This window comes from Desertihabitans brevis (assembly GCF_003327535.1).
GTDB lineage: Bacteria > Actinomycetota > Actinomycetes > Propionibacteriales > Propionibacteriaceae > Desertihabitans > Desertihabitans brevis.
The window spans coordinates 68,843-95,592 of sequence record NZ_QOUI01000002.1; the positions used below are offsets into that span (position 1 = coordinate 68,843).

At 70.6% G+C, this 26,750-nt stretch carries 20 protein-coding genes and 1 pseudogene; 8 read left to right on the plus strand and 13 right to left on the minus strand.

Annotated features, from left to right (window positions below):
* Nucleotides 1-116 precede the first annotated feature (116 nt).
* From DT076_RS03720 to DT076_RS03730, 3 genes are all read right to left on the minus strand, one after another.
* Nucleotides 117-6,503 (minus strand): SdrD B-like domain-containing protein, encoded by a 6,387-nt coding sequence (locus tag DT076_RS03720; RefSeq protein WP_158548032.1) that lies wholly within the window; start codon nucleotides 6,501-6,503, stop codon nucleotides 117-119.
* A 276-nt stretch (nucleotides 6,504-6,779) separates the two neighbouring features.
* The gene (locus DT076_RS03725) at nucleotides 6,780-7,667 is read right to left on the minus strand and encodes an alpha/beta fold hydrolase (RefSeq protein ID WP_199538943.1); all 888 of its coding nucleotides are present in this window, start codon (nucleotides 7,665-7,667) and stop codon (nucleotides 6,780-6,782) included.
* Between the two features lie 15 nt (nucleotides 7,668-7,682).
* Nucleotides 7,683-8,621 carry a heme o synthase gene (locus DT076_RS03730; RefSeq protein WP_114125325.1) on the minus strand — a complete coding sequence of 313 codons (939 nt, stop codon included), beginning with the start codon at nucleotides 8,619-8,621 and terminating at the stop codon, nucleotides 7,683-7,685.
* Between the two features lie 252 nt (nucleotides 8,622-8,873).
* Here DT076_RS03730 and tkt point away from each other — a divergent pair, with 252 nt between their 5' ends.
* Genes tkt through pgl form a run of 5 tightly spaced genes read left to right on the plus strand, consistent with a single transcriptional unit; the run spans nucleotide 8,874 to nucleotide 15,665 of the window.
* Nucleotides 8,874-11,099 (plus strand): transketolase, encoded by a 2,226-nt coding sequence (gene tkt, locus DT076_RS03735; RefSeq protein WP_114125326.1) that lies wholly within the window; start codon nucleotides 8,874-8,876, stop codon nucleotides 11,097-11,099.
* A gap of 27 nt (nucleotides 11,100-11,126) precedes the next feature.
* On the plus strand, nucleotides 11,127-12,236 hold the full coding sequence (gene tal, locus DT076_RS03740) for a transaldolase (RefSeq protein WP_114125327.1): 1,110 nt from the start codon (nucleotides 11,127-11,129) through the stop codon (nucleotides 12,234-12,236).
* 34 nt (nucleotides 12,237-12,270) lie between these two features.
* Nucleotides 12,271-13,806 carry a glucose-6-phosphate dehydrogenase gene (gene zwf, locus DT076_RS03745; protein WP_114125328.1) on the plus strand — a complete coding sequence of 512 codons (1,536 nt, stop codon included), beginning with the start codon at nucleotides 12,271-12,273 and terminating at the stop codon, nucleotides 13,804-13,806.
* 10 nt (nucleotides 13,807-13,816) lie between these two features.
* The gene (locus DT076_RS03750) at nucleotides 13,817-14,947 is read left to right on the plus strand and encodes a glucose-6-phosphate dehydrogenase assembly protein OpcA (protein ID WP_114125329.1); all 1,131 of its coding nucleotides are present in this window, start codon (nucleotides 13,817-13,819) and stop codon (nucleotides 14,945-14,947) included.
* 10 nt (nucleotides 14,948-14,957) lie between these two features.
* A complete protein-coding gene (gene pgl, locus DT076_RS03755; protein WP_114125330.1) occupies nucleotides 14,958-15,665 on the plus strand; it encodes a 6-phosphogluconolactonase in 708 nt (235 codons plus the stop codon).
* A gap of 386 nt (nucleotides 15,666-16,051) precedes the next feature.
* Here pgl and DT076_RS03760 read toward each other — a convergent pair whose 3' ends face one another.
* The 6 genes from DT076_RS03760 to DT076_RS03785 all read right to left on the minus strand — a co-directional run bounded on the left by DT076_RS03760 (nucleotide 16,052) and on the right by DT076_RS03785 (nucleotide 21,068).
* A complete protein-coding gene (locus DT076_RS03760; protein WP_114125331.1) occupies nucleotides 16,052-16,408 on the minus strand; it encodes an RNA polymerase-binding protein RbpA in 357 nt (118 codons plus the stop codon).
* A gap of 45 nt (nucleotides 16,409-16,453) precedes the next feature.
* Nucleotides 16,454-16,699, minus strand: a complete 246-nt coding sequence (secG, locus tag DT076_RS03765) for a preprotein translocase subunit SecG (protein WP_114125332.1) — start codon at nucleotides 16,697-16,699, stop codon at nucleotides 16,454-16,456.
* 54 nt (nucleotides 16,700-16,753) lie between these two features.
* Nucleotides 16,754-17,542 (minus strand): triose-phosphate isomerase, encoded by a 789-nt coding sequence (tpiA, locus tag DT076_RS03770; protein WP_114125333.1) that lies wholly within the window; start codon nucleotides 17,540-17,542, stop codon nucleotides 16,754-16,756.
* Between the two features lie 52 nt (nucleotides 17,543-17,594).
* Nucleotides 17,595-18,785 (minus strand): phosphoglycerate kinase, encoded by a 1,191-nt coding sequence (locus DT076_RS03775; protein WP_114125334.1) that lies wholly within the window; start codon nucleotides 18,783-18,785, stop codon nucleotides 17,595-17,597.
* A 197-nt stretch (nucleotides 18,786-18,982) separates the two neighbouring features.
* Nucleotides 18,983-19,987 carry a type I glyceraldehyde-3-phosphate dehydrogenase gene (gene gap / locus DT076_RS03780; protein WP_114125335.1) on the minus strand — a complete coding sequence of 335 codons (1,005 nt, stop codon included), beginning with the start codon at nucleotides 19,985-19,987 and terminating at the stop codon, nucleotides 18,983-18,985.
* A 355-nt stretch (nucleotides 19,988-20,342) separates the two neighbouring features.
* A complete protein-coding gene (locus DT076_RS03785) occupies nucleotides 20,343-21,068 on the minus strand; it encodes a metal-dependent hydrolase (protein ID WP_233493671.1) in 726 nt (241 codons plus the stop codon).
* A gap of 163 nt (nucleotides 21,069-21,231) precedes the next feature.
* On the opposite strand from DT076_RS03785, the pseudogene DT076_RS03790 reads away from it, so the two are divergent.
* Both DT076_RS03790 and DT076_RS03795 read left to right on the plus strand, forming a co-directional pair.
* Nucleotides 21,232-21,410: pseudogene (locus DT076_RS03790) on the plus strand (DDE-type integrase/transposase/recombinase); the annotation flags it as partial.
* A 121-nt stretch (nucleotides 21,411-21,531) separates the two neighbouring features.
* The gene (locus tag DT076_RS03795) at nucleotides 21,532-22,518 is read left to right on the plus strand and encodes an IS481 family transposase (RefSeq protein WP_114125337.1); all 987 of its coding nucleotides are present in this window, start codon (nucleotides 21,532-21,534) and stop codon (nucleotides 22,516-22,518) included.
* An 80-nt stretch (nucleotides 22,519-22,598) separates the two neighbouring features.
* On the opposite strand, the gene DT076_RS03800 is transcribed toward DT076_RS03795, so the two are convergent.
* On the minus strand, nucleotides 22,599-23,153 hold the full coding sequence (locus tag DT076_RS03800; RefSeq protein WP_114125338.1) for a TetR/AcrR family transcriptional regulator: 555 nt from the start codon (nucleotides 23,151-23,153) through the stop codon (nucleotides 22,599-22,601).
* A 122-nt stretch (nucleotides 23,154-23,275) separates the two neighbouring features.
* On the opposite strand from DT076_RS03800, the gene DT076_RS03805 reads away from it, so the two are divergent.
* Entirely contained in the window at nucleotides 23,276-24,088 is an 813-nt protein-coding gene (locus tag DT076_RS03805) for an SDR family NAD(P)-dependent oxidoreductase (RefSeq protein ID WP_158548033.1), read from the plus strand.
* A 337-nt stretch (nucleotides 24,089-24,425) separates the two neighbouring features.
* On the opposite strand, the gene DT076_RS03810 is transcribed toward DT076_RS03805, so the two are convergent.
* The 3 genes from DT076_RS03810 to whiA all read right to left on the minus strand — a co-directional run bounded on the left by DT076_RS03810 (nucleotide 24,426) and on the right by whiA (nucleotide 26,693).
* Nucleotides 24,426-24,797: a DNA cytosine methyltransferase gene (locus DT076_RS03810; RefSeq protein WP_158548034.1), complete on the minus strand. Its 372-nt coding sequence runs from the start codon at nucleotides 24,795-24,797 to the stop codon at nucleotides 24,426-24,428.
* Nucleotides 24,798-25,124: 327 nt separating this feature from the next.
* Nucleotides 25,125-25,499 (minus strand): hypothetical protein, encoded by a 375-nt coding sequence (locus DT076_RS19300; RefSeq protein WP_158548035.1) that lies wholly within the window; start codon nucleotides 25,497-25,499, stop codon nucleotides 25,125-25,127.
* A 207-nt stretch (nucleotides 25,500-25,706) separates the two neighbouring features.
* Nucleotides 25,707-26,693 (minus strand): DNA-binding protein WhiA, encoded by a 987-nt coding sequence (gene whiA, locus DT076_RS03820; protein ID WP_114125340.1) that lies wholly within the window; start codon nucleotides 26,691-26,693, stop codon nucleotides 25,707-25,709.
* Between the last annotated feature and the right edge of the window lie 57 nt (nucleotides 26,694-26,750).

The window sequence follows — 26,750 nt, forward strand, 5'->3', positions numbered from 1 at the left end:
GCACCGCGGTGTTCCGGTGCGGGCTGCCGTGCTCGTCCTGGAACGGCGGCAGGGGTGCCGTCCGCGCACTTTCGCGCGGTCGGCACCCCTGCTGCAGGAGCCCTACCGAGTCAGGGTCAGAGGCCCGTTCCCCGGCGGCGGCGGATCACCAGCGTGGTGCCGGCACCGGCCAGGGCCAGTCCGGCCAGCAGCGGCAGCAGGACTGCCGGTGCACCGGTCTGGGGCAGCTGACCACCCGGCGCCGACCCACCATCCTGCGGGCCCTCGTCGCTGTCGGGCAGCTCCTCACCGCCGAGGTCGCCCACGGTGATGTCGACCGCGTCCCAGCCGTCGCTCGGGTCGGTGTTGCGGCCGTCGCGCTCACCGTCGTCGGCCACCTCCTCACCGTTGGCCGACAGCTGGGCCACGTTGGTGACGATCTCCCCCGCCGCGACATCGTCGACCGTCACATCGATCACCAGCGTGACCACCTCACCAGCAGCCAGATCACCGATGGTCCAGGTGCTGCCGTCGTACTCACCACGGCTCGCCTCGTAGTCACCGGCGTAGGCGACTCCGGCGGGCAGCACGTCCTCGACCGCGACCTCGACCGCAGGGTCGGTGTCGTGACCCTTGACCACGATCCCGTACTGGATCTCATCACCGACCTGCACCTGACGCGGCTGCGGGTTACCCTCACTGTCGTAGAGGGTGTCGGTGACCTCACCGGCGTTGTCCAGGGTCTCTCCCGGGAGCAGCACCTTCTTGTCCAGCGTCGGGTTCCCGGCGCGGACGGTGATGTCGACCTCGTCATAGCCGTCATCGGGGCTGGTGTTGCGGCCACCGTCCTTGCCGGGGTTCTTCGGGTCGTCCTCGATCTCCCGACCGTTACCCGACAGCTGGGCCACGTTGGTGATGACCGTGCCGTGCTCGGCCGGCTCGACCGTCACATCGATCACCAGGGTGACCACCTCACCCGCAGCGAGGTCACCGATGGTCCAGTTGGTGCCGTCGTAGTCACCCCGGCTGGCGACATAGTCACCGGCGTAGCTGATCCCAGCCGGCAGGGCGTCGGCCACCGACACGTCGGTGGCGGGGAACCGGTCGTGACCCTCCACGACGATGCCGTACTGGATCACCTGCCCAGCCGACACCTCACGAGGCTGCGGGTTCCCGTCCTCGTCATACAGGGTGTCGGTGACCTCACCGGCGCCGTCGAGGGTCTCCCCGGGCAGCAGCACCTTCTTGTCCAGCGTCGGGTCCCCGGAGCGGACGGTGATGTCGACCTCGTCATACCCATCATCGGGGCTGGTGTTGCGGCCACCGTCCTTGCCCGGGTTCTTCGGGTCGTCCTCGATCTCCCGCCCGTTGCCCGACAGCTGGGCCACGTTGGTGATGATCGTGCCGTCTTCGGCCGGCTCGACCGTCACATCGATCACCAGGGTGACCACCTCACCAGCAGCGAGGTCGCCGATGGTCCAGGTGGTGCCGTCGTACTCGCCCCGGCTGGCCTGGTAGTCACCGGCGTAGGTGATCCCGGCCGGGAGGGCGTCGGCGACGGACACGTCGCTGGCGGGGTAGGTGTCGTGGCCCTGCACGACGATGCCGTACTGGATCACATCCCCGGGGGCGACCTCACGCGGCTGGGGGGTGCCGTCCTCATAGAGGGTGTCGGTCACCTCACCAGCCTCATCGAGGGTCTCCCCGGGCAGCAGCACCTTCTTGTCCAGCACCGGATCACCGGAGCGGACGGTGATGTCCACCTCGTCATAGCCATCATCCGGAGTGGTGTTACGCCCACCGTCCTTGCCCGGGTTCTTCGGGTCATCGGCGATCTCACGACCGTTCCCCGACAGCTGGGCCACGTTGGTGACGATGGTCCCATCGGCCGCGGGCTCGACGGTCACGTCGATCACCAGGGTGACGACCTCATCGGCAGCGAGGTCGCCGATGGTCCAGGTGGTGCCGTCATAGGAGCCACGACTGGCGACATAGTCGCCGGCATAAGCCACCCCGGCCGGGAGGGCGTCCTCGACGAACACGTCGGTGGAGGGGAACCGGTCGTGACCCTGCACGACGATGCCGTACTGGATCACATCACCCGCCGACACCTCACGCGGCTGCGGATCACCGTCCTCGTAGAGGGTGTCGGTGACCTCACCAGCGTTGTCCAGGGTCTCCCCCGGCAGCAGCACCTTCTTGTCCAGGACGGGGTCACCCATCGGCTCCAGCGGGGTGCAGACCTCGGCCTGGAGCTCCAGGTCGTTGTGATCAGCCACCGCGCCGTTGACCAGACCACCCGGACCATCCGCACCCGGTGCCACCTCGCAGGTGAACTGCGCCGGATCGATCGCCTCAGAATCGACATCGACCACGAACGACACCCGCACCCGATAGGTGTGCGAGGCACCCGCAGCCAGCTCGGTGTCATCGACCAGCTGGTTCTCCACCGACTGCTCCTGCTCACCCTGACCGGTGAAGCCCTCGAGCACCGGCAGATCAGCCGGCACCGTCTCCGACACCGCCACGTCGGTGATCTCCACACCTTCGGGGTAGTCGAGCTGGTCGAACAGGTCGTACTCACCCGCCGCCGCACCGGTGTTGGTCATCACCACGTCATAGTCGATCGTGAACACACCATCCGCATCCGCGACCGGGGCCGAGGCCACCGTCTTGGACAGCTCGAACGACGGCAGCGGCGGACACGCGATGTCGGACTTGGACCGCTCATCCTCCAACCCGATCGACGCCTCGTTGTTCAACGCCCCCGGCTCAGCACTGCCCGCACCGCCGACACAAGCCGCGATCCCGCCCGCACCGACCAGATCCACCGGCACCTCAGCCACCACGGTCAACTCGTAGCTGTGCGGGGCATACCCCTCATCATCGTTGCCCAGCAGAGCCACATCGTCTGCCACCCGCGGCTGCGCGGCACCATCCCAGGCCGGATCGACCAGCGTGACACCGTCAGGGGCCTGGGTGACCTCGGCCGACTCCACCGTCACGGCCTCATCGAAGCGCAGCTCATCATCCAGGTCATAGATGGTCTCCTCCACCCCCAGGTTGGACACCTCGACGCCGTAGACCACCTCCCACCGGCCCTCACCGATCGGCTCAGCCGACACCACCGACTTCTCGATCTCCGGCTCACCGGTCTCCGCACACGCGTCATCGACGTTCTCATAACCGTTGAACGACACCCCAGCCTCGTTCCGCAGCCCGGTCCCGTCCTCACCCGCACCCAGCTCACAATCACTGCTCACCGGCTCAGCAGGCACCGACGCCAGATCGAGGGCGAACCGCGCCGTCACCGAGTAGGTGTGCTCACCACCCGCAGCGATCGGCTCGTCCTCCACGACCACCGTGTCCTCGACACCGTCCCAGGACTCCGAGACCTCGATCCCAGCCGGGTCCGTGCTCGCGACCGTCGCCGAACCCTCGACCAGGGTCATGCCCGCACCGAAGCGGAACTCATCGGTCAGGTCGTAGTCGGTGTCCACCTCCGACGGGTTCGACACCGTCAACAGGTAACGGACCTCCCAGATCCCCGGCTCACCCGCCACCGGAGCCGGCTCACCATCCAGCACCTTCTCGATGTCGACATACGGCAGCGACGGGCAGGCATCATCGACCAGATCATCCAGACCATCCGGCGACAGCGTCGCGGCGTTGTAGGCACCACTGCCCGGGGCCGAACCCCCACCAGCAGCCGGCTGACACGTCAGGTTCTCCACCGGCGGGACCACCACACCGGCCTCGTCGGTCTCCAACGAGACGGTCGCGGTCACCGTGTACTCGTGCGTGACCGGCTCACCCATCACCCACGAGTCCGTGTCCTCGACATAGGTCATCCCGGCGCCCTCGATCGGCACGTCGGCGATCACCAGCTGGTCGTCGGAGCCGTCGAAGCCCTCGTTCAGCGCGACCCCACCGGGCAGGTCGACACCGTCCGGACCGGAGGTGGTGGCCGACTCCAGCACGATCCCCTCACCCATCTGGGTCAGATCATCCGACAGGTCGTACTCACCGGCCGAGGGGCCCTCGTTCGTCACCGACAGCCCGTAGACGACCTCCCAGGTGCCGTCGTCCTCCGGGTTCTCCGTCACCGACACCAGGCTCTTGTCGAACGCCGGCGTCCAGTACCAGAAACCGAAGTCGAAGGTGTGGTCGTTGTCGCCCAGATCACCGGTGGTCACCGCGGCATACGGGAAACCGTTCGCCTCGTCCACGATCCCGTCCGAATCGTTGCGATCCGGATCGGTGCTGTTCTCATCACCCGTGTCCGGGCTGGTCGGCACCCAGTTCTCCAGCACCCCACCGGCCTCGTAGTCGGCCGGGTTGTCCACCCCAATCACATACCGCGTCTGCGCCTGCACACCGTGCTCGGCGGAGGTGAAGTAGTACTGCCCCTCCGCGTCAGTCAGCACCGTCGCGATCGGATCACCGGTGCGGTTGCCGTCCTCATCAGCCGCGTACAGGTTCACCGTCGCACCCTCCACCGGAGGCTCATCCGCGTCCTGCACACCGTCCTTATCGATGTCCAACCACACGTAGTTGCCGATCTCGATCGGCGCCGCCGAGGACAGCGCGGTCATCGAGCCCAGACCGTTGCCCTTCGCGGTCACCATGGGTGCGCCGGTGTTCTCCAGCTGCACGGTGGTCGCACCACGCGGGTCGTAGTGGGCACCCGTGGCCTGGTAGAAGCGGCGGACGCCGACCTGGATGGAGCCGCCGGCCGCGTGGACCGCGGTGGAGAGCACGCCGTCGTCCCGGCTGGGCAGCACGAGCAGCGAGCCGAGCGCCTGCCGGTCGTGGATCGTCGGCCCACCGCCGGCCGGCCAGGAGTCGTCGAAGTACTTCCAGCCCCCGGGACCCCACTCCTCGGCCGGGTTGCCCGCTCCGGTGACGCCGCCGGCGACGCCGTTGTTCTCGATCTCCCAGCCGGTGCCCTCGGCGTTCGGTGCGGCCATCAGGATCTCACCGCCGGCGCGGATGCTGGTCATCCGGTCGTCGATCGGGTTGCCCGGGGTCGGGCCGTAGTAGGTGTTCGCACCCAGGGTGTCGCCCCAGAGATCACGGATGCCGATGACGAGGTTGCCGTGCAGGTACTTCGCGTCGGCCATCACCGGCGTCGGCCGTGCGTTGGTCGAGTTCGGGATGCTGGCGCTGGCCAGGGCCTTCGCGGGATCGGTCGTCCAGAACCGGTACTTGTAGTCGGTGGACGCGGTCACGTTGCCCTCGGGGTTCTCGACGTCGTAGTACCGCTCCCACGTCAGCGGGAAGTCGAGCACCAGGTCGAGGTCGTCGGGCTGCTCGGCGGCGAACCGGTACACGTAGCCGTGCAGCTGCTCGCTGTCCTCACTCAGCTCGGCGGTCCGGGTCACCGTCAGGTACAGCTCGTTCGTGAGCGGGTTGGCCGAGACGCCGTAGGGGCGCAGCTCACCGTCGTCGGGGAAGTACTCGTCCAGGTCGAACTCCTCCACCGACAGCACCTGGGTCGCCGGCTTGTCCACCTCGATCCGCACGATCGAGCGGTTGTAGAGGTTGACCGCGAACAGGTAGCGCTCGTCGGAGGAGAAGGCGATGGTGCCCAGCCCCGTCCGGCCGACCTTGTCCCAGGCCTGGGAGTCGCGGATCCAGTCGTAGCTGGGGTTGGTGTACTCGCTGCCGGGCTCCAGCGAGGGCCGCGGGCGGATGCCGGTGGCGGTCTGACCGGCGCCCGCGTCGTACTCCGGGCCGAGGTCGATGCCGTAGTCGGTCAGATCGACGAACAGCTGGGCGGTCCCGGTGGGCGCGGTGGCGTCCGCACCGTTCGGCTCCACCTGGTAGATCGCGCCGATACCACCCGGGCCGAGGCCGGAGTGCCGGCGGACGTAGGCGGCGACGAAGAGCGAGCCGAAGTCGTCAGGGCTGGTGGCGCGCTGCCAGGCCGAGCCGTTGGTCGCGCCCACCTGACCGAAGGGGACATCCATCGTGGTGGGGACGGTGTCCCAGGCGCCCGGGCTCTCGGCCTCGTAGCGCAGCACGCCGCCAGCGCGCGCGCCGGCGTTCGGGCCGTCGGCGGCACCGGAGTGGTACTCCGGCAGGTAGATCAGCGGGTTGTTCTCGCTGTAGGTGCCCGGCACCTGGAAGGCGAAGTCGACATCCGCGGCGGGCACCGTGGTGACGAACTGCACCGTGGAGCGGTGGTCGGCCCCGTTGGCCCCGTCACGCCACGCGTCCCACTCCGGGGCATCCGGGACATCGGCCTCGATGCGCCACTGCTCCGCGTCGGAGGTCGTGGCGATGCTGTAGGTGCCGTCCGCGCCGGTGGTCACCGGGCCGACGACGTTGCCCTCGGAGTCGTAGGCATACACCTCGATCCCGGCCAGCGGCTGCTCGTAGCTGTCGAACACCCCGTTGGCGTCGTAGTCCTGCCAGGCGGAGCCGGTGATCGTCTCACCCACCGCCGCCGTGGCCGGCAGCACGGCGAGCGAGGTGCCGCTCAGGGCACCGGCGACCAGACCCACCAGAGCCGACCGCACCCACCTCCGCGCCGGCGGGACGGACTCGACTGCGCGGCCACTCCTGGCCCGAGATCGACTGCTCACTTCGCTCCTCATGACGGGACCTGCTCCGAGGTGCCCGCGCACGACGCAGCAGGCACCCGCAGCGAACCTAGGGCTACCCTCTGCCCGCCCTCCAGACGTGGACTGCTCTTTAGCCCCCCTGGGGCGCGGATTTAGCCCCTTCGTAGCCCCCCTCTGGCCCCCCTCGTAGCCCCCTCTGGGCCGCGGTGCCGCAGCCGGCGGTCGGTCCGGTCAGCCCAGGCCGACGAGGAACGCGCGCACCTCGGCGAGGAAACGGTCGGAAGCCTCCAGCTGGGCCCAGTGGCCCACCCCCGACAGCACCACCAGCCGGGCGCCCGGCATCGCGGCAGCCGCCGCGCGCGAGCCCGCCAGCGGCACCAACGGGTCGCGGTCGCCGTGCAGGAGCAGCGCCGGCGAGCCGATCCGATGCACCGAGCCGAGCAGCGAGTTCGTCATCGCCGTGCGGCCGACGGTGGCCTGGTTGTAGCGGGCGTAGCCGAGGCTCCCGCCGGGCGCGCGGGCCTCTCGGACGAACTCCTCGACCACCTCCGGTGGCAGCGTGGCCGGATCGTGCACCATCGCCCGCAGCGCGGTCCGGGTGAACCGGTTCGCCAGCCGCACCAGCGGCAGCAGCACCGGGTCGGGCAGCCGGGTGGCCAGCCAGGCGGCGCGCTGCGCCAGCGGCGACCCGAGACGGTCCACCAGACCGCCGGGGGCGACGAGCACGAGCCCGCGCACCAGGTCGGGGTGGCGCAGAGCCAGGTTGAGCACCACGTCACCGCCCATCGACACCCCGCAGACGACGGCACTGGGCACCCCGAGGGCCGCCATCCAGCGGGCCACGAGGTCCGCCATGGCCTCAGGACGTCCGAGCGGGGCGATCCCCTCGGTGCCGCCGAACCCGGGCAGGTCGAGGGCCAGCACCTCCCGGTCGGCGGCCAGCGCCGGCAGGGCGCGATACCAGGAGATCGCGGCGTTGTCGGAGCCGCCGCCGTGCACCAGCACGACCGGCGGCCCAGCGCCGGCACGTCCGGCGCGCAGTGTGCGCACCCGGCCGCCGTCCAGGGCGATGAGCTCGGCGAGCGCGCCGGGCGGCACCAGACGGTCGCCCGCGGCCACCGCTCGCCTCCGGGCTCAGCGCAGCAGCGGGTCGACCGCGGCGGCGATGAAGAGCAGGGCCAGGTAGCTGTTGGACCAGTGGAAGAGCCGCATCGGCCGGAGCGAGGCGTCGAGCAGCCCGGACCGCGCCCGCAGGTGCAGCCGCACCGCCTCCACCGTGAACGCCGCACCGAGCACCGCGGCCGCCAGCGGGTACACCCAGCCGGTCTGGGCGATCGGCCACAGCGCGAGGCTCACCGCCACCGTCACCACGGTGTAGACGAGGATGCGGATCGTCACCTGCGGGGCCGGGCGCACCACCGGCAGCATCGGCACCCCGGCGGCGGCGTAGTCGGCGCGGTAGCGGATCGCCAGCGCCCAGGTGTGCGGCGGCGTCCAGAAGAAGACGACCGCGAAGAGCACCCACGGCGCCCAGGCGAGCTCGCCGGTCACCGCCGTCCAGCCGATCACCGGCGGGAAGCAGCCGGCGATGCCGCCCCAGACGATGTTCTGGGAGTACCGGCGCTTGAGCCACATCGTGTAGACGAACACGTAGAACGCGTTCGCCCCCAGCGCCAGCACCGCCGACAGCCAGTTCACCGCGCCGAGGAAGACCGCGGTGGAGGCCACCGCCAGCAGCACCCCGAAGACCACGGCCTGCGGCGTCTGCACCTGGTGGCGCGGCAGCGGGCGGCGGCGGGTGCGCCGCATCAGCTCGTCGATGTCGCGGTCGAGCACGCAGTTGAAGACGTTGGCGCTGGCGGCGGCCAGGCCACCCGCGAGCAGGGTGATGAGCACCAGCCGCAGGTCGGGCACACCACCGGCGGCCAGGAACATCGGCGGCACCGTGGTGACCAGCAGCAGCTCGATGATCCGCGGCTTGGTCAGCGCCAGGTAGGCGGCGAGCACGTCCCGGACGCGGGCAGGGGCGAGCGTCCGCTCGACGTCGTGCGTCGTCTGCTGGAGGCTCGTCACGTGCTCCCTCTCGTCTCGCTCGAGGCCGGGAGCAGTCTAGGGCGTGGCTCCCGTGGACGACGATTCGCGAGCGGCCTCGCAGGCCGTGGTCTCGGTCACGCGGACCCGTTCCGGGCCCGCCCGACGACCACGCCCGAGGGCCCCGGACGCCGGCCCCCGCTCCCGCACTAGGCTGGCTGACGACCACCCGCCACACGAGCGCCTCGGCTGTCCTGAGTGCCGGCCGGCTGCAGGGAAAGGAACTCGCCAGCGATGACCACCACGACAGGTAGCGCCATCCACCCCGCCGACTGGACCGAGCTGGACGCCCGCGCGGTCGACACCGTCCGGGTGCTGGCCGCCGACGCCGTGCAGAAGGTCGGCAACGGCCACCCCGGCACCGCGATGAGCCTGGCCCCGGCCGCCTACCTGCTGTTCCAGAAGGTGATGCGGCACAACCCGGGCAACACCAAGTGGGCCGGGCGCGACCGGTTCGTACTCTCCTGCGGCCACACCGCGCTCACCCTCTACATCCAGCTCTACCTGGGTGGGTTCGGCCTCGAGCTGGACGACCTGAAGTCGCTGCGCACCTGGGACTCCAAGACGCCCGGCCACCCCGAGTACGGCCACACCGACGGCGTCGAGGTGACCACCGGCCCGCTCGGCCAGGGGATCGGCAACGCGGTCGGGATGGCGATGGCCGCCCGTCGCGAGCGCGGGCTGTTCGATCCCGAGGCCGCGCCCGGGCAGTCGCTGTTCGACCACCAGGTGTACTGCCTGGCCTCCGACGGCGACATCCAGGAGGGCGTCTCCTCCGAGGCGTCCTCGCTGGCCGGCACCCAGCGGCTGGGCAACCTGACGGTGATCTACGACCAGAACCAGATCTCCATCGAGGACGACACCAACATCGCGCTCAGCGAGGACACCGCCGCCCGCTACGAGGCCTACGGCTGGCACGTCCAGACCGTGGACTGGGTCAACCCCTCCGACCGCGACGGCGCGGAGCGGTACGTGGAGAACGTGGAGGCGCTGCGGGTCGCCCTGGAGGAGGCCCGCCAGGTCACCGACCGGCCGTCCTTCATCGCGCTGCGCACCATCATCGCCTGGCCGGCCCCCAACGCGCAGAACACCGGCAAGTCGCACGGCTCGGCCCTGGGTGCGGACGAGGTGGCCGCCACCAAGGAGGTGCTCGGCTTCGACCCCGAGCAGACCTTCCAGGTCGACGAGGACGTCCTCGCCCACACCCGTGCGCTGCAGCAGCGCGGCCGCGAGCTCGAGGAGGCCTGGGACGCCGAGTTCGCCCGCTGGCAGGAGGCCAACCCCGAGCGCGCCGCGCTGTACGCCCGGATGGCCGAGCGCGCGCTGCCCGAGGGCTGGGACGCCGACCTGCCCACCTTCGAGGCCGACGAGAAGGGCGTGGCCACCCGCAAGGCGTCGGGCAAGGTGCTCGGCGAGCTGGCCTCCCGGCTGCCCGAGCTGTGGGGCGGTTCGGCCGACCTGGCCGAGTCCAACAACACCACCATGGAGGGTGAGCCCAGCTTCCTGCCCACCGACCGGCAGACGAAGATGTGGGCGGGCGACCCCTACGGCCGCACCCTGCACTTCGGCGTCCGCGAGCACGCGATGGGCGCCATCATGAACGGCATCGCCGTGCACGGCGGCACCCGCCCCTACGGCGGCACCTTCCTCACCTTCTCCGACTACATGCGCCCCTCGGTGCGGCTGGCCGCGCTGATGAAGCTGCCCGTCACCTTCGTCTGGACCCACGACTCGATCGGGCTGGGCGAGGACGGGCCGACCCACCAGCCGATCGAGCACCTGGCCGCGCTGCGCGCCATCCCCGGGCTGGACGTCGTCCGCCCGGCCGACGCCAACGAGACGGTGGCGGCCTGGCAGGCCGTGCTCTCCCACACCGACCGCCCGGCCGGGATCGCGCTCAGCCGGCAGAACCTGCCGACCTTCCCGCGCGGCACCAACGGCTTCGCCACCACCGAGGACGTCCGCCGCGGCGCCTACGTCCTCAAGGACTTCGGCGACGGCCAGGGCGAGCACGTGGTGCTCATCGGCACCGGCTCGGAGGTGCAGCTCGCGGTCGCCGCGGCCGAGCAGCTGGCCGCGGACGGCATCAGCGCCCGGGTGGTCTCGATGCCGTGCCGGGAGTGGTTCGACGCCCAGGACGACGCCTACCGCGAGTCGGTGATCCCGGCCGCGGTCCGCGCGCGGGTCAGCGTCGAGGCCGGGGTGCCGCAGGGCTGGCGCGAGATCGTGGGCGACGCGGGCCGGATCGTGGCCATCGACCACTACGGCGCGAGCGCGGACTACCAGCGCGTGTTCGCCGAGTTCGGCTTCACCGCCGAGGCCGTGGCCGCCGCGGCCCGTGACAGCCTGGCCGCCGCCCGCGACCTGGCCGGCGCGCCGCTGCACCGGGGCCCGTCCGGCCCGCAGGGTCCGGCCGACGAGTCGGCCGCCTCCGGCGCGGACACCAACGTCAACGACTGACCCACCACCAAGGAAGAGGTCTGAGGAATGAGTGAACGGCTGAAGAAGCTCGCCGCCGCGGGCGTCTCGATCTGGCTCGACGACCTGTCCCGGCAGCGGATCGCCTCGGGCGAGCTGGCCCGGCTGACCGAGGAGCGCTCGGTGGTGGGTGTCACCACCAACCCGACGATCTTCGCGACCGCGCTGTCGGACCAGAAGACCTACGGCCCGCAGCTCGACGAGCTCAAGGGCCGCAGCGTCGAGGAGGCGATCACCGCCATCACCACCGACGACGTGCGCGCCGCCTGCGACGTGCTGGCCCCGGTCAGCGCCGACACCGACGGCGTCGACGGCCGGGTCTCGATCGAGGTCGAGCCCGGTCTGGCGATGGACACCGACGGCACCGTCGAGCAGGCCCGCCAGCTGCGGGAGAAGGTCGGCCGGCCCAACGTGTTCATCAAGATCCCGGCCACCAAGCCGGGGCTGGCCGCGATCCGCCAGACCATCGCCGCGGGGATCAGCGTCAACGTCACGCTGATCTTCTCCCTCGAGCGCTACCGCGAGGTCATCGACGCCTACCTGTCGGGCCTGGAGGACGCGCTGGAGGCCGGTCGGGACATCAGCACCATCCACTCCGTCGCCTCGTTCTTCGTCTCCCGGGTCGACTCCGAGGTGGACAAGCGGCTGGACGCCATCGGCAGCGAGGAGGCGACCGCGCTCAAGGGCAAGGCCGCCATCGCCAACGCCCGGCTCGCCCACCGCCTCTTCCGTGCCGTCGAGGCCGGGGAGGAGCTGGACGGCCGGATGCCCGCGCTGGCCGCCAAGGGCGGACGTCCGCAGCGCCCGCTGTGGGCCTCCACCGGCGTGAAGGACCCGGCCTACCCCGACACCATGTACGTCACCGAGCTCGTCACCGCCGGGGTGGTCAACACCATGCCGGAGAAGACGATGGACGCCTTCGCCGACCACGGCGAGGTCGACGGCGACCGGGTGGTCGCGCAGGCCGAGGACGCCGAGCAGGTGCTGGGCGCCCTCGGCGGGCTCGGCATCGACCTCGACGAGGTCACCCAGCAGCTCGAGGACGAGGGCGTGCAGAAGTTCGCCGATTCGTGGAACGAGCTCGTCGAGACCGTCCAGCAGGCCGTCGAGGCGGCCTGAACCGCACCGTCGGCCCGGGAGAACAGAGGCGAAGTTGATCGACCCCGACCGTCCCAACCCGCTGCGCGACCCGCAGGACCGGCGGCTGCCCCGGATCGCTGGACCCTGCGTCCTGGTGATCTTCGGCGTCACCGGCGACCTGTCGCGCAAGAAGCTGATGCCGGCCGTCTACGACCTGGCGAACCGGGGGCTGCTGCCGCCGGGGTTCGCGCTGGTGGGCTTCGCCCGCCGGGACTGGGAGAACGAGGACTTCGCCCAGATCGTGCACGACTCGGTGAAGGAGCACGCGCGCACGCCGTTCCGCGAGGAGGTGTGGCGCCAGCTCCTCGAGGGCATCCGGTTCGTCCCGGGCGACCTCAACAGCGACGCCTCCTTCGAGCAGCTCAAGCGCACCATCCTCGAGCTGGACGAGGCCCGGGGCACCGGGGGCAACCACGCCTTCTACCTGTCGATCCCGCCGGGGCTCTTCGACGAGGTGGTCGGACAGCTGCGCCGGCACGGGCTGGCCGAGCAGCGCGCCGGGCAGTGGAACCGGGTGGTGATCGAGAAGCCGTTCGGCCACGACCTCAGCAGCGCCCAGGAGCTCAACCGGATCGTCTCCAGCGTCTTCCCCAGCCAGTCGGTCTTCCGGATCGACCACTACCTGGGCAAGGAGACGGTGCAGAACATGCTGGCGCTGCGCTTCGCCAACCAGCTGTTCGAGCCGGTGTGGAACCGCAACTACATCGACCACGTGCAGATCACCATGGCCGAGGACATCGGCATCGAAGGCCGCGCCGGCTACTACGACGGCATCGGCGCGGCCCGCGACGTGATCCAGAACCACCTGCTGCAGCTGCTGGCGCTGACCGCCATGGAGGAGCCCACCTCCTTCGACGCCCGCCAGCTGCGGACGGAGAAGCAGAAGGTGCTGGCCGCCGCGCGTCCGCCGGCCGACATCGACGCCCACACCGCCCGCGGCCGCTACGACGGCGGCTGGTCCGGCGGGGTGAAGGTGCGCGGCTACGCCGAGGAGGACGGCGTCCCGCCGGAGTCGATCACCGAGACCTTCGCCGCGCTGCGGGTCGACATCGACAACCGTCGGTGGGCCGGGGTGCCGTTCTACCTGCGCGCCGGCAAGCGGCTGGCCCGCCGGGTCACGGAGGTGGCGCTGAGCTTCCGCAAGGCCCCCCACCTGCCGTTCACCAACTCCGACACCGAGAGCCTGGGCACCAACGCGCTGGTGATGCGGATCCAGCCCGACGAGGGCATCACCTTGCGGTTCGGGGCCAAGGTGCCCAGCACCCAGATGGAGATCCGCGAGGTCAACATGGACTTCGCCTACGGCGGTGCGTTCACCGAGTCCTCCCCGGAGGCCTACGAGCGGCTCATCCTCGACGTGCTGCTCGGCGACCCGCCACTGTTCCCCCAGCACGAGGAGGTCGAGCTGTCGTGGCAGATCCTCGACCCGGTGCTCGACCACTGGGCCGAGCGGGGCGACCAGCCGGAGAAGTACCACCCCGGTTCGTGGGGACCGCAGAGCGCCTACGACATGCTGGCCCGCGACGGCTTCGCCTGGCGCCGGCCCTGAGAGGACACCGATGAAGATCGAGCTGAAGTCGACGAACTCCTCCAAGGTGGCCAGCGCGCTGATCAAGGCGCGTCGCAACGCGGGCAGCCCCACCATGGGCATGGTGATGACGCTCATCGTCGTCACCGACAGCCAGGGCTACCAGCGCGCCGAGAAGGCCGCGCTGGCGGCCAGCTTCGAGCACCCCTGCCGGCTGCTGCTCGTGGTCACCAACAGCCGCACCAAGACCTCCGGCCTGGACGCCGAGATCCGGGTCGGCGAGCGGGTGCCCGGGGAGACGGTGGTGCTGCGGATGCGCGGTGAGGTGGCCGAGCACCCCGCCTCGGTGCTGCTGCCGCTGCTGCTGCCGGACTCCCCCGTGGTCGCGTGGTGGCCGACCCAGGCGCCGGAGAACCTCAGCACCGACCCGATCGGCCGACTGGCCAACCGCCGGATCACCGACGCCGACGGCACCCGTCAGCCGATGGCCAGCCTGGAGCACCGGGCCCGCCACCACGGTCCGGGTGAGACCGACCTGACCTGGGCCCGGCTCACCCCGTGGCGCGCGCTGCTCGCGGCCGCGGTGGACCAGTACCCCGCCACCTTCACCGCCGCCGTGGTGGAGGCCCAGCGCGGACACGCCTCGGCCCAGCTGATGGCCGCCTGGCTGGAGAACCGGCTCGGGTTGCAGGTGGAGGTCAAGAACACCCGCGGCCCCGGCATCACCGGCGTCCGGCTCACCACCGCGGCCGGCGACATCGCCATCACCCGCGACGACGGCCTGCTCGCCGAGTACTCGGTCCCCGGCCAGCCGAAGCGGCTGGTGGCGCTCAAGCGACGCGACACCGAGGACCTCATCGCCGAAGAGCTGCGCCGCCTAGACGACGACGACATCTTCGAGGCCGCAGTGACCACGCTGGTGCGCCGGATGCGACGCGAGCAGACCCGCAAGAGCGGCGCCGCCAAGGCGGCCGGGACGAAGACCGGCGCGGCGAAGAAGACGGCTGCCCGGTCGAGCTCTCGCAAGAGCACGACGGCGAAGCGGACCACCGCGCGCAGCAGCAGCAGCAGCAGCGGTACCGCCGCACCGGACGCCGCCCCGAGCCCGGAGGAGGCGGTCGGTACCGTGGATCCCGCGGTCACCGCTCCCGACGCCGGCTAGGAGGCCCCCGGTGCCCATCCACACCATCGTCCACGACGACCCCGAGGCTCTGGTCACGGGCGCCTCGACGCGTCTGGTCGAGCGGCTGACCACCCTGCAGCAGACCCAGCCGGTCCCCCAGCTCTGCCTGACCGGCGGCCGGATCGCGAACCGGATCTACCGCGGCCTGGCCGCCCGGCTCGCCGGCTCCGAGCTGGACGGCACCCGGGTCGAGCTGTGGTGGGGCGACGAGCGCTTCGTCCCGGTCGACCACGAGGACCGCAACGCCGGTGAGGCCCTGGCCATCCTCGCTCCCGCCCTGCAGATGGACCCCTCGCGCGTCCACCCGATGCCGGCTGCCGACGGCAACGTCTCGATCGAGGACTCCGCCGACGGCTACGCCGCCGAGCTCGGTGAGACCAGCTTCGACATCTGCCTGCTGGGGGTGGGCCCGGACGGCCACGTCGCCTCGCTCTTCCCCGGCCATCCCAGCCTGGGCGCGACCAACGCCCGGGTGGTCGCGGTGCACGAGGCCCCCAAACCGCCGGCGGAGCGGCTCAGCCTCACCCTGAGCACGCTGAACCGGTCGCGGGAGGTCTGGTTCGTGGTCAGCGGGGCCGACAAGGCGGAGGCGGTGCGGCGCGCGCACGCCGGCGAGGAGGGTCTGCCGGCCGCGATGGTGCGCGGCACCGAGTCCACCGTGTGGCTCATCGACTCCGACGCGGCGTCCCAGCTGTAGACCCTTGGGCTGGGACGGCGGGAGGTCCTGGGAGGGGTGTTCCGCCCGGGGCCGAGCCTCGTCCTCGTTCCTCGGACGAGTTCGTCCTTGACGCCCGCCACACCCGAACACCCCTCCCAGGACCTCCCACCTCGGTGCCGCGGTCCTGGTGGGTTGCCGGGTGGCGTCCTCGCCGACCGGCACCCGCGGGCACGGGAGGCACCATCGCGGCCGGCAGACCCTCCTCACCGACGGGCGGCGCCTCTCTGGTGAGGGCTCGAGTGGTGCACGACCGCACCTGGGCGCGGAACCACCATCGACCGTGCTGAGCCTGTCGGAGCACGATCCCCAGCCGCAGGGACGACGAAGGCCCCGGACCTGTGGTCCGGGGCCTCGTCAGCGGCGGATCAGTAGATGACCTCGCCGGCGGCGCGGCGGGCCTGCAGGGCCTCGAGCGCCTCGGTGAGGATCGCCTCGGCCTCCTTGTCGGAGCGGCGCTCCTTCACGTAGGCCAGGTGGGTCTTGTAGGGGGTGATCTTCGGCGGCGGCGGCGGGTTCTCCTGGTCCAGGTTGGCCGGGAGGCCGCAGCGCGGGCAGTCCCAGGTCTCGGGGGCCTGCACGTCGGCGGAGAACGCCGGACGGGTCTCGTGCTGGTTGGAGCAGAAGTAGGAGACGTAGAGCCGGGGGGCGGTGTCACCCCGCTCCGCCTCCCCCATCGGTCCTGCTCCGACTCGGCTGCCACGGATGGCGCTACCACCGGCCACGGTTCGTCACTCCTTGATTCGTCTGTTCTCGATCGGGACGGTCGGTCAGATGCTCCAGCGGTACAGCACCAGCAGCACGAGGATGCTGAGGAACCACACCAGGCCCAGCACGATGGTGATCCGGTCCAGGTTGCGCTCCGCCACGGAGGCGCCGCCCATCGAGGTGGACATGCCACCACCGAACAGGTCGGACATGCCGCCACCCCGGCCCTTGTGCAGCAGCACCGACAGCGCGAGCAGGACGCTCGTCACCACCAGGAAGATGGAGACGATCAACTGGGGCGTAGTCACCGGGTCACCCTACTTCACCTGACCGACCGGCAGAAACCGTTGGAAGCGACCGGTTCAGAGGGTCGGCAGGTCGTAGAAACGGGCAATGGCAGCGAACTCGTCGACCACCAGGCTGGCGCCGCCGACCAGGCAGCCGTCGACGTCGGCCTGGGCCATGATGTCGACGACGTTGCCCGACTTCACCGAGCCGCCGTAGAGCACCCGCACCTGCTCGGCGACCTCGGGCCCGTGCAGCTCGGCGACCCGGGCACGGATCGCCCCGCACACCTCCTGGGCGTCCTCGGGGGTGGCGACCTCACCGGTGCCGATGGCCCACACCGGCTCGTAGGCGATCACCACCGAAGCCACCTGCTCGGCGTCCAGACCGGCCAGCGCGCCGTCGACCTGGGCCAGCGTGTGGGCCACCTGGTCCCCGGCCTGGCGGACCTCCAGACCCTCCCCGACACAGACGATCGGGGTGATCCCGGCGGCCAGCGCCTTGGTCGTCTTGGCGTTGACCAGCTCGTCGGACTCGGCGTGGTACTGGCGGCGCTCGGAGTGGCCCACCGCGACGTAGCGGCAGCCGAGCTTGGCCAGCATCGCAGCCGAGACCTCGCCGGTGTAGGCGCCGGCGTCGTGGGCGGACAGGTCCTGCGCGCCGTAGCCGATGGGCAGGCGGTCGCCCTCGACCAACGTCTGGACGGTGCGGATGTCGGTGAACGGCACCAGCACCACCACCTCGCTGCGGGCGGGGTCGTGCTTCTTGTCGCTGAGGGTCCAGGCCAGCTTCTGCACCAGACCGGTCGCCTCGACGTGGTTGAGGTTCATCTTCCAGTTGCCGGCCATCAGGGGCGTGCGGGTCATCGGGGTCCTTTGTGTCGTCGCGTTCGGTCGGGCGGTCGGTGGGGTCGGGCGGTCAGCCGAGGGCGTCCAGGCCGGGGAGCTGCTTGCCCTCCAGGTACTCCAGCGAGGCGCCGCCGCCGGTCGAGATGTGGCCGAAGGCGTCGTCGGCGAAGCCGAGGGCGCGCACGGCAGCCGCGGAGTCGCCGCCGCCCACCACGCTCAGCCCGTCCACCTCGGTCAGCGCCTGGGCCACCGCCCGGGTGCCGCCGGCGAAGGCCTCCCACTCGGCCACGCCCATCGGGCCGTTCCAGAACACCGTCGCCGACGAGCGGATGGCCGCGGAAAAGGCCTCGGCCGACTCCGGGCCGATGTCGAGGCCGAGCTGGTCGGACGGGATGGCGTCGGCGGCCACCACGCTCGCCGGCGCGTCGGCCTTGAACTCCGGTGCCACCACGATGTCGGTGGGCAGCACGATCTGCTTGCCGGTGCGCTCGGCCTCGGCGAGGTAGCCGCGGACGGTCTCCACCTGGTCCTCCTCGAGCAGGCTCTTGCCCACGGCGTGGCCCTGGGCGGCGAGGAAGGTGAAGACCATGCCGCCGCCGACCAGCAGGGTGTCGGCGGTCTTCAGCAGGTTGTCGATCACGGCCAGCTTGTCCGAGACCTTGGCCCCGCCGAGCACCACCGCGTAGGGGCGGGCGGGATCGCTGGTGAGCCGCTGCAGCACCTCGACCTCGGCCTGCACCAGGGAGCCCGCGGCGGTCGGCAGCAGCTGGGCCACGTCGTAGACCGAGGCCTGCTTGCGGTGCACCACGCCGAACCCGTCGGAGACGAAGACGTCGCCGAAGGCGGCGTAGGCCTTCGCCAGCGCGGCCCGCTCGTCGGCGTCCTTGGACTCCTCGGCGGGCTCGAAGCGGACGTTCTCGAGCATCGCCACCTCGCCGTCGGCCAGGCCGTCGACGACCTGGCGGGCGGACTCGCCGACGACGTCGGTGGCGAGCCGGACCTCGGTGCCGAGCCGCTCCGAGAGCCGGGCGGCGGCCGGGGCGAGGGAGAACTCGGGCTTGACCTGGCCCTTGGGCCGGCCGAGGTGGGCCATCACGACCACGCGGGCGCCGGCCTCGCGCAGCTGCTGCAGGGTCGGCACCGAGGCGCGGATGCGGCCGTCGTCGGTGATCTGACGGTCGTCGTCGAGGGGGACGTTGAGGTCGCAGCGGATCAGGACCCGCTTGCCGGAGAGGTCTCCGAGGTCGGCGACGGTCTTCACCTGGGTCTCCTTGGGTGGCGGTGTGCTCGGGCGCTGGGGGACGGTGGATCGGTGATCAGATGGGTCGCCCTTCGACAGGCTCAGGGCGTTGGGGGCGGTTCGGGGGCTAAGGGCGTTGGGGACGGGTGGGCCCGGCGTGGCGGGGGCCGTGGCGTGACCGGTCCGGTCACGCCACGGCCCTCACCGGCGGTGCTCGCTCAGAGCGAGGAGCCCACCAGCACAGCGAGGTCGACGCACCGGTTGGAGTAGCCCCACTCGTTGTCGTACCAGCCGACGACCTTGACCTGGTTGCCGATGACCTTGGTCAGGCCGGCGTCGAAGATGCAGGAGGCCGGGTCGGTCTCGATGTCCTTGCTGACGATCTCGTCCTCGGTGTAGGTGAGGAAGCCCTTCATCGCACCCTCGGCGGCGGCCTTGATGATGCCGTTGACCTCCTCGACCGTGGTCTCGCGGGAGGCCTCGAAGGTGAGGTCGGTGGCGGAGCCGGTGGGGACCGGCACGCGGAGGGCGTAGCCGTCCAGCTTGCCCTTCAGCTCCGGCAGCACCAGGGCCACGGCCTTGGCCGCTCCGGTGGTGGTCGGGACGATGTTGAGGGCCGCGGCGCGCGAGCGGCGCAGGTCCTTGTGCGGGCCGTCCTGCAGGTTCTGGTCCTGGGTGTAGGCGTGGATCGTGGTCATCAGACCCTTCTCGATGCCCAGCCCGTCGTTGAGCGCCTTGGCCATCGGGGCCAGGCAGTTCGTGGTGCAGGAGGCGTTGGAGATGATGTGGTGGCTGGCCGGGTCGTAGGCGGAGTCGTTGACCCCCATCACCACGGTGAGGTCCTCGTTCTTGGCCGGCGCGGAGATGATGACCTTCTTCGCCCCGCCGTCGATGTGGGCCTTCGCCTTGGTCGCGTCGGTGAAGATGCCGGTGGACTCGATGACGACGTCCGCGCCCAGCTCGCCCCACGGGATGTTGGCGGGGTCGCGCTCCTCGAAGATGCGGATCTTCTTGCCGTCGACGGTGATCGACTCGGCGTCGGCGCTGACCTGGCCGGGGAAGCGGCCCAGGATCGAGTCGTACTTGAGCAGGTGGGCGATGGTCTCGTTGGGCATCAGGTCGTTGGCGCCCACCACCTCGATGTCGGCGCCGGAGGCGACGATGGCGCGGAAGACGTTGCGACCGATGCGGCCGAAGCCGTTGATACCAACCTTGACGGTCATGTGCGTTCGATCTCCTTCGAACTAGGGGCTCGGTGGCGGGAGCCGCGACGCTGCGCGCGGCGCCCCACACCCTCACCCTAACGGCCGGTCCGGACGCCATCGCCACCGCCCGCCCACTGGTACATACCAGTTGCCCGGTGGTCCTGACCAGCGATCAACTGGGCGCGTGGGCCGGCCCGGCCGCGGGTACCCGACGGGCCCCTGCCCGACCACCTCAGGGGTCAGGCCGTGCCTGCCGCGACCGCCGCCAACCGGAGCCGGAGCCGGAGCCGGTGAGCTCGCGAGCCGCTGCGGGCCAGGATCCTGCACAGGGCCCGCAGCACCGTGGTGGTCACTGGCTGGATGGCTGTGGTCATCACGACAGCGTCCCAATCAGCACCGACAGCTCGCCGGCGGCGCCCGTAATCGGGCGCACGAGCTCCGGCATCACGAGCCAGGAGAGCCAGAGGATCGCAACCGCGAGGACCGGCGCGACGATCCACTGCTCGACCAGCCCTCCAGTGCTGAGGCCGGCCAGCCGCTGGCGGTGCCGCCACGGCCACAGCAACGGCACACCCTCCCGCGTCAGCATGTCCCCCACGATGTGGGCCGAGGTTCCGACACCCACGGCCACCACTGCGGTCATCGCCGCCGGCGGTGAGAGGAACGCCAGCGCGACCAGGGCGATCCCACCGGCGACAAACCCGACCACCGCGGCGCTGCGGGTCGCTCGGCCCTCACCACCGATGGCTGAGATGGCGATCGCGAGGAGGAACGCCGCCCATCCAGCGCCTGCGACAGGGTGCTGCGCCAGCAAGAACGTCACCATCGAGGCGATCAGCACGCCAAGCAGCGAGTGCGTCCCCTGCCGATGCCCACCGGAAAGTGCCGCCACGGTGCGGGCCGCGACTCCTGTGAGCGGGCCCAGGGACCTGGAGATGGAAGCTTGCGGGTGGTCAAGGTCGGGCAGCATCGCTGCTCCGCCGGCCATCACCGCACCGAACAACAGCCCGCTGCCCGGCGCCGCCAGCAGCGGCGAGCCGGGGACCGTTGCGACCGCCAGGTATGCCGCCACACCGGAGAGGGCGTGGGTGCGCCCCATCACGCCGGCACCACCGCCCCGGCCAGCTGCTCAGCGACGCCGTCCGCTTCTGCCTGCAGCTGCTCATGCACCTGGGTGTGGCCGGCCCCCCCTCCCGCGAGTTTCGTCGCGGTCGGGGGGCGCGCTGCACATCACCGTGTGCTCCGCATCACCGTGGCGGGGGTCGATTCAGCGGGTCCTGTCCGACAACGGCAGCTGCTACCGCTCACACGCCTGGCAGCAGGCATGCGCCGCCCTCGCGATCACGCCCAAGCACACCCGGCCCTACCGCCCCAGACCAACGGCAAGATCGAACGCTTCCACCGCACCCTCGCCGACGGCTGGGCATACGCCCGCCGCTACCTGTACTGACCGGACAGGTTGGTCGAAGCACTGCGATCCGCGTGTCTAGGTGAGGGCGGGAGGGCCTCCCGCGGTGGAGTGGAACTGCTGAAGGATCCGCTCACCTGGCCAGGAGGCCCTCGTGTCCCACGTTAACGCTGCGCTGACCCCACGTGCTCGACTCACCGTCGCCCGACTCGTCGTCGACCAACAGGTGCCGATCAGCGAGGTCGCTGCCCGCTTCCAGTGCTCCTGGCCCACGATCAAACGGTGGGCCGAGCGTTATCGGGCCGGGGAACCCATGACTGACCGCTCCTCCCGGCCTCACAGCAGCCCGGCCCGGACCAGCCATGCCGTCACGAAGCGGATCGTGTCGCTGCGGCTGCGCAAACGCCTCGGCCCCGTCCAGCTCGCCGCCCTCACAGGTGTCGCGCCATCGACCGCCCACCAGGTCCTGACCCGCTGCCGGCTCAACCGGCTCTCCCACGTCGACCGGGCCACCGGTGAACCGGTGCGCCGCTACGAGCACCCCCGCCCCGGGGATCTGGTCCACGTCGACGTGAAGAAGCTGGGCAACATCCCCGACGGCGGCGGCTGGCGCTACGTCGGGCGCCGACAAGGCGACCGCAACCGGGCCGCGACCCCCGACAAGGCCAGGAACCGCCACCACAACCCGAAGATGGGCCACGCCTTCGTCCACACCGTCATCGACGACCACTCCCGCACCGCCTACAGCGAGATCCACGACGACGAGACCGCGGCCACCGCCACCACGGTGCTGCGCAACGCCGTCGCCTGGTTCGGCGCCCGCGGCATCACCATCACCCGGGTGCTGTCTGACAACGGCCCGGCCTACCGCTCACACCTGTGGCGCGACACCTGTGCGGAACTCAACATCAAGCACTCCCGCACCCGGCCCTACCGACCCCAGACCAACGGCAAGATCGAACGCTTCCACCGCACCCTGGCCGACGGCTGGGCCTACGCCCACTGCTACCCCAACGAGACCGCCCGCCGAGCAGCCCTCCCAGCCTGGCTCCACTCCTACAATCACCACCGTCCCCACACCCCCTGCGGGAATCAGCCACCCATCACCCGGTTGACCAACGTCCCCGGTCAGTACAACTAGACGTCAGGACGTCCGCGTGTGTTGGTGTTGATTTCAGTGAAGCAGCGTGCGGAGGGGTCATCCAGGCACCAGCAGTGCTCCTATCGCGCGTGTAACCCGTGCAGGGCGATCTCGGTGTGGACGGTTCGCGCGGTCTTGGGGTCAGAGGCGAGGCGTGCGGCGTAGTCCACTGCGCACACCAGGTGTTGCAGGACCTCGACGGTGACGTCTGGCCTCAGGCGACCCGCTAGCACTGCGTCATCGATGAGTCGGTCCAGCACGGTGGTGATCGTCGCGAGCGACGCCGACGCCTCGTGCTGGGCCGTCTCGCCGCTGGACACGACCACGAGCGCCTCAGGTCGCTCGGCGAAGACTCTGACGGCGGCCTTAAAGGCTTCTTCGACGGCGTCTGGTCGGCCCTGCTCCGCCAGCTCCTCCATGGTCGTCTGCAGCTCGACCAGGGACGGGTGGACCATGGCGGCGAGCAGCTCGAGCTGGGTCGGGAAGTGGCGGTAGACGGTCCCCACTCCGACGCCGGCTTCGGCAGCGATGACGTTGAGAGGCACGTCGCCCTCGCCCGCGTCGACGCGCCGTTGCGCCGCGGCGAGGATGCGCTCTCGGTTGCGTCGTGCGTCACGACGGAGGTTGTCACTCACACAGCCATCCTACCACCGAACCGGAGCATTCATCCGCTTCTGCTACAGTGTCGATCGAAACGGATCAGCTATCAACTTTGAGGAGAGAGCTAGTGAGTGCGACGAGGTCGAAGGTTGCCGTCGTGACGGGAGCCAGTTCAGGGATCGGCGCGGAGGCGGCGCGCCAGCTCCGGGCCGAAGGTTTTCACGTGGCGGTGGTCGGGCGCTCGGAGGAGCGCACCTGCAAGGTGGCCGATGAGGTGGCTGGTGAGGCGTTCCTGGCTGACTTCGAGTCAGTGAGGAGTGTGGAGCAGCTGGCTGCGAGTCTCACCTCGCGCTACGCGACGATCGATGTCCTGGCCAGCAACGCCGGGGCGGCCTTCGCCGAGCGCCGGCACACTGCCGACGGTCATGAGCGGACCTGGCAGGTCAACGTCTTGTCCCCGGCGCTGCTGGCCGACCTGCTACTGCCGGCCCTGTTGGGCGCGGGGCAGTCACGCGTCATCTTCACGGCCAGTAATGCCCACAAGCACGCACGACTCAACGTGGACGACCTCGCCTCGGACCGGCGCCGGTACTCCATGATGGCGGCCTACTCCCGATCCAAGCTGGGCACCTTGGTGATCGCCCAGCGTCTCGCCGACAAGGTTCCGCCCAGCTCCGTCGCCGTCAGCACCTTCCACCCCGGCCTGACCAGGAGTGACGCGTTCAGGGACAAGCCTGTCCTGAAGCGACTGACCCACGCCCGACTGCTGTCACGGTTCACCGTGTCCTCGAGCGAGGCAGCCAAGCCACTCGTGCACCTGGCCACCATGTCAAGTCCCTCCGACAGACACGGCCAGTTCTACGACCGTGTCCGCTTCCAGCCCCAGAACCACCCCCAGCTCCACGACGACCGCGTCCGCGACGCGGTCGACCGCAGCATCGGCGACTACGCAGCGCTACTGGCCCGCTGACCGGCGGTTGCCGAGCAAGGCGTCCGCCGGTGACGGGACGGCGGTCGGGGTTCTGGGGCGGCTGGCACCACATCGACATTGACGACTCGGTCGGTATCGTCCGTGTCGGGATATGACACGTGCGAGCCCCCGGCATCTTCAGGCGAGAGCGTCGACGTCCTTGAGGACGATCCGGAAAGCGGCTGGCCCTGGTGCCGGAACGCTGATGGTCGCGAGGGATTCCTCACCGCGTGCTCACCGCTGCTTGACCGTCAGTCACACGCGTACCCAGGCGAGGATAGTGCCGTGATGGCCGGCGTCCTGTGCTTCGCGTGATTCGTGTGCAGCACCAAGCGAGCTAGGGGGTGCAACTGGGGGTCCCTCTGGCGGTGGAAGGGCTGCAGTCCGTCGATTCGCCGAACAGGTCGTCCTGCCGGGCGTAGTCGGCCGGCCTGCCCTTCGCCGGGGACCAGTTCGTGCACTCTGGCGAGCTCCAGAAGATCTCGGCGTAGGGGTGCTTGGCGACGTCAAGATCCTTGATGTCGCCGCGAAAGTGCTCGACCTCGGCGAAATTGGTGGAGTGGGTGTCGATGGCGAGCTGGTCATGGTTGGCGGCCAGGATCGGCCGGATCCCGGGCACAGCGGGGGCACCCTGTGTGGCGCCGCCGGCGCCACAGAACCAGTCGTTGAGGCGGAGGCCCTGCTCGCCGGCGCGCCCGGTGCTCGCCATCAGCCCTCCACCCCGCGGTGGCTGTACCGGCCGCACGAGGGGCAGGACATCTGACCTGAGGGCTGGCACTCGAAAACGAGCGGCACCTGGGGGAAGCAGTCGGCACACACAACGTCGACAGTGACGGCGGGCCCATCGGCGGCTGGTGGCTGGTGCACGTAGGTGCGGCCGGTGAGCCATGCTCGGCTCGAGTCCCAGCCGATGACAACTGGGACGTCGCAGCAGGTGACGACCAACTGGCGGGTGAGAGTGGGGGTGCCTAGCTGGCTTGGTCTCATGCCCTACCTAGGTGCGCCGACTACGCCCGGCTGTGACGGCCGCCCGCCCTCACTCCCGCGAGCCTCCGTCGACAGCGACCTCTCCGTCGGCACCACCTGCCGAGTGCGCCAGAAAGGGCGCGCCTCGTAGCATCGCGGGGTGACGGACCCCACCCACCAATGGCTGCCTGATCGTCATCTCGGCGTTGCTGCCACGCTTGCGCATGCCGACGAGCTCATCGGCCAGGTGGGCGATCTGCTCTTTGCCTACCAGACGCAGGCCGAAGGGGTGATCGGCCTCCGCGAAGTGCCCGCGGGAGCTGTGAAACAGGTCGTGGTGGGACGTCTTGCTCCGATCCCTCGCAAGGTGCCGTTGCTCGTGGCCGATGCCCTCGTGGCGTTGCGGGCCGCGCTCGAGCACACCTTGTTCGCCGAGGTTGAGCACTTGGAAGGCACGCCGCTTGACGAGAGGTCGGCCAAGCTCGTCGAGATGCCCGCCTTGGACACCTACGAGAAGTTCGTGGAGTGGCAGAGGAAGCAGCTTCGCAACCGTCCGCCGTCGCTGCAAGCCGGTAGCGGGAAGAACTCACGTCTCGGTCTCCCCCTGCGAGGACACCATCACGAGCGAACGGGTGACGCTGCGGATCGGGAGCTACTCGGCGTCCTCGAGCAGCTCGGGGTTGACGCTGGCCTCGGTGTCGGGGATGCCGAGCTCGGCCGCCCGCTTGTCGGCGGTGGCCAGCAGCCGACGGATCCGGCCGGCGACGGCGTCCTTGGTCAGCGGCGGGTCGTGCAGCTGGCCGAGCTCCTCCAGGCTCACCTGCTTGTGCTCCAGGCGCAGCAGCCCGGCCTGGCGCAGGTGGTCGGGGACCTCGTCGCCGAGGATCTCCAGCGCCCGCTGCACCCGGGCGCCGGCGGCCACCGCGGCCCGGGCGGAGCGGCGCAGGTTGGCGTCGTCGAAGTTGGCCAGCCGGTTCGCCGAGGCACGCACCTCCCGGCGCATCCGGCGTTCCTCCCAGGCCAGCAGGGTGTCGTGGGCGCCCAGCCGGGTGAGCATGGCCGCGATCGCGTCGCCGTCGCGGACCACCACCCGGTCGACCCCGCGGACCTCGCGCGCCTTGGCCGGGATGTCGAGCCGGCGGGCCGCGCCCACCAGCGCCAGCGCCACCTCCGGCCCGGGGCAGGTGATCTCCAGCGACATCGAGCGTCCTGGCTCGGTCAACGAGCCGTGGGCCAGGAACGCCCCGCGCCAGGCGGCCACGCAGTCGCACAGCCCGCCGCCGACCACCTGCGGCGGGAGCCCGCGCACCGGGCGCCCGTGGTTGTCGACCAGACCGGTCTGGCGGGCCAGCGCCTGGCCGTCCTTGGCCACCCGGACGATGTAGCGGGTGCCGCGACGCAGCCCCGAGGCGCTGACCACCGCCATCTCGCTCTGGTGGCCGAAGACGTCGAGGATCGCGGTGCGCAGCCGCCGGGCCGCGGCACCGGTGTCGACCTCGGCCTCGATGACGATCCGACCCGCCGCCAGGTGCAGCCCGCCGGCCAGCCGGAGCATGGTGGCGACCTCGGAGCGGCGGCAGCACGGCTTGGAGACAGCGATCGTCGCCAGTTCCGCCTTCACCTGCTGAGTCATCGCCATTCGCGCATCCTGCCACACCGGACCACCCGCTCCACCGGTCGAAGTGGGCCCTCCGCG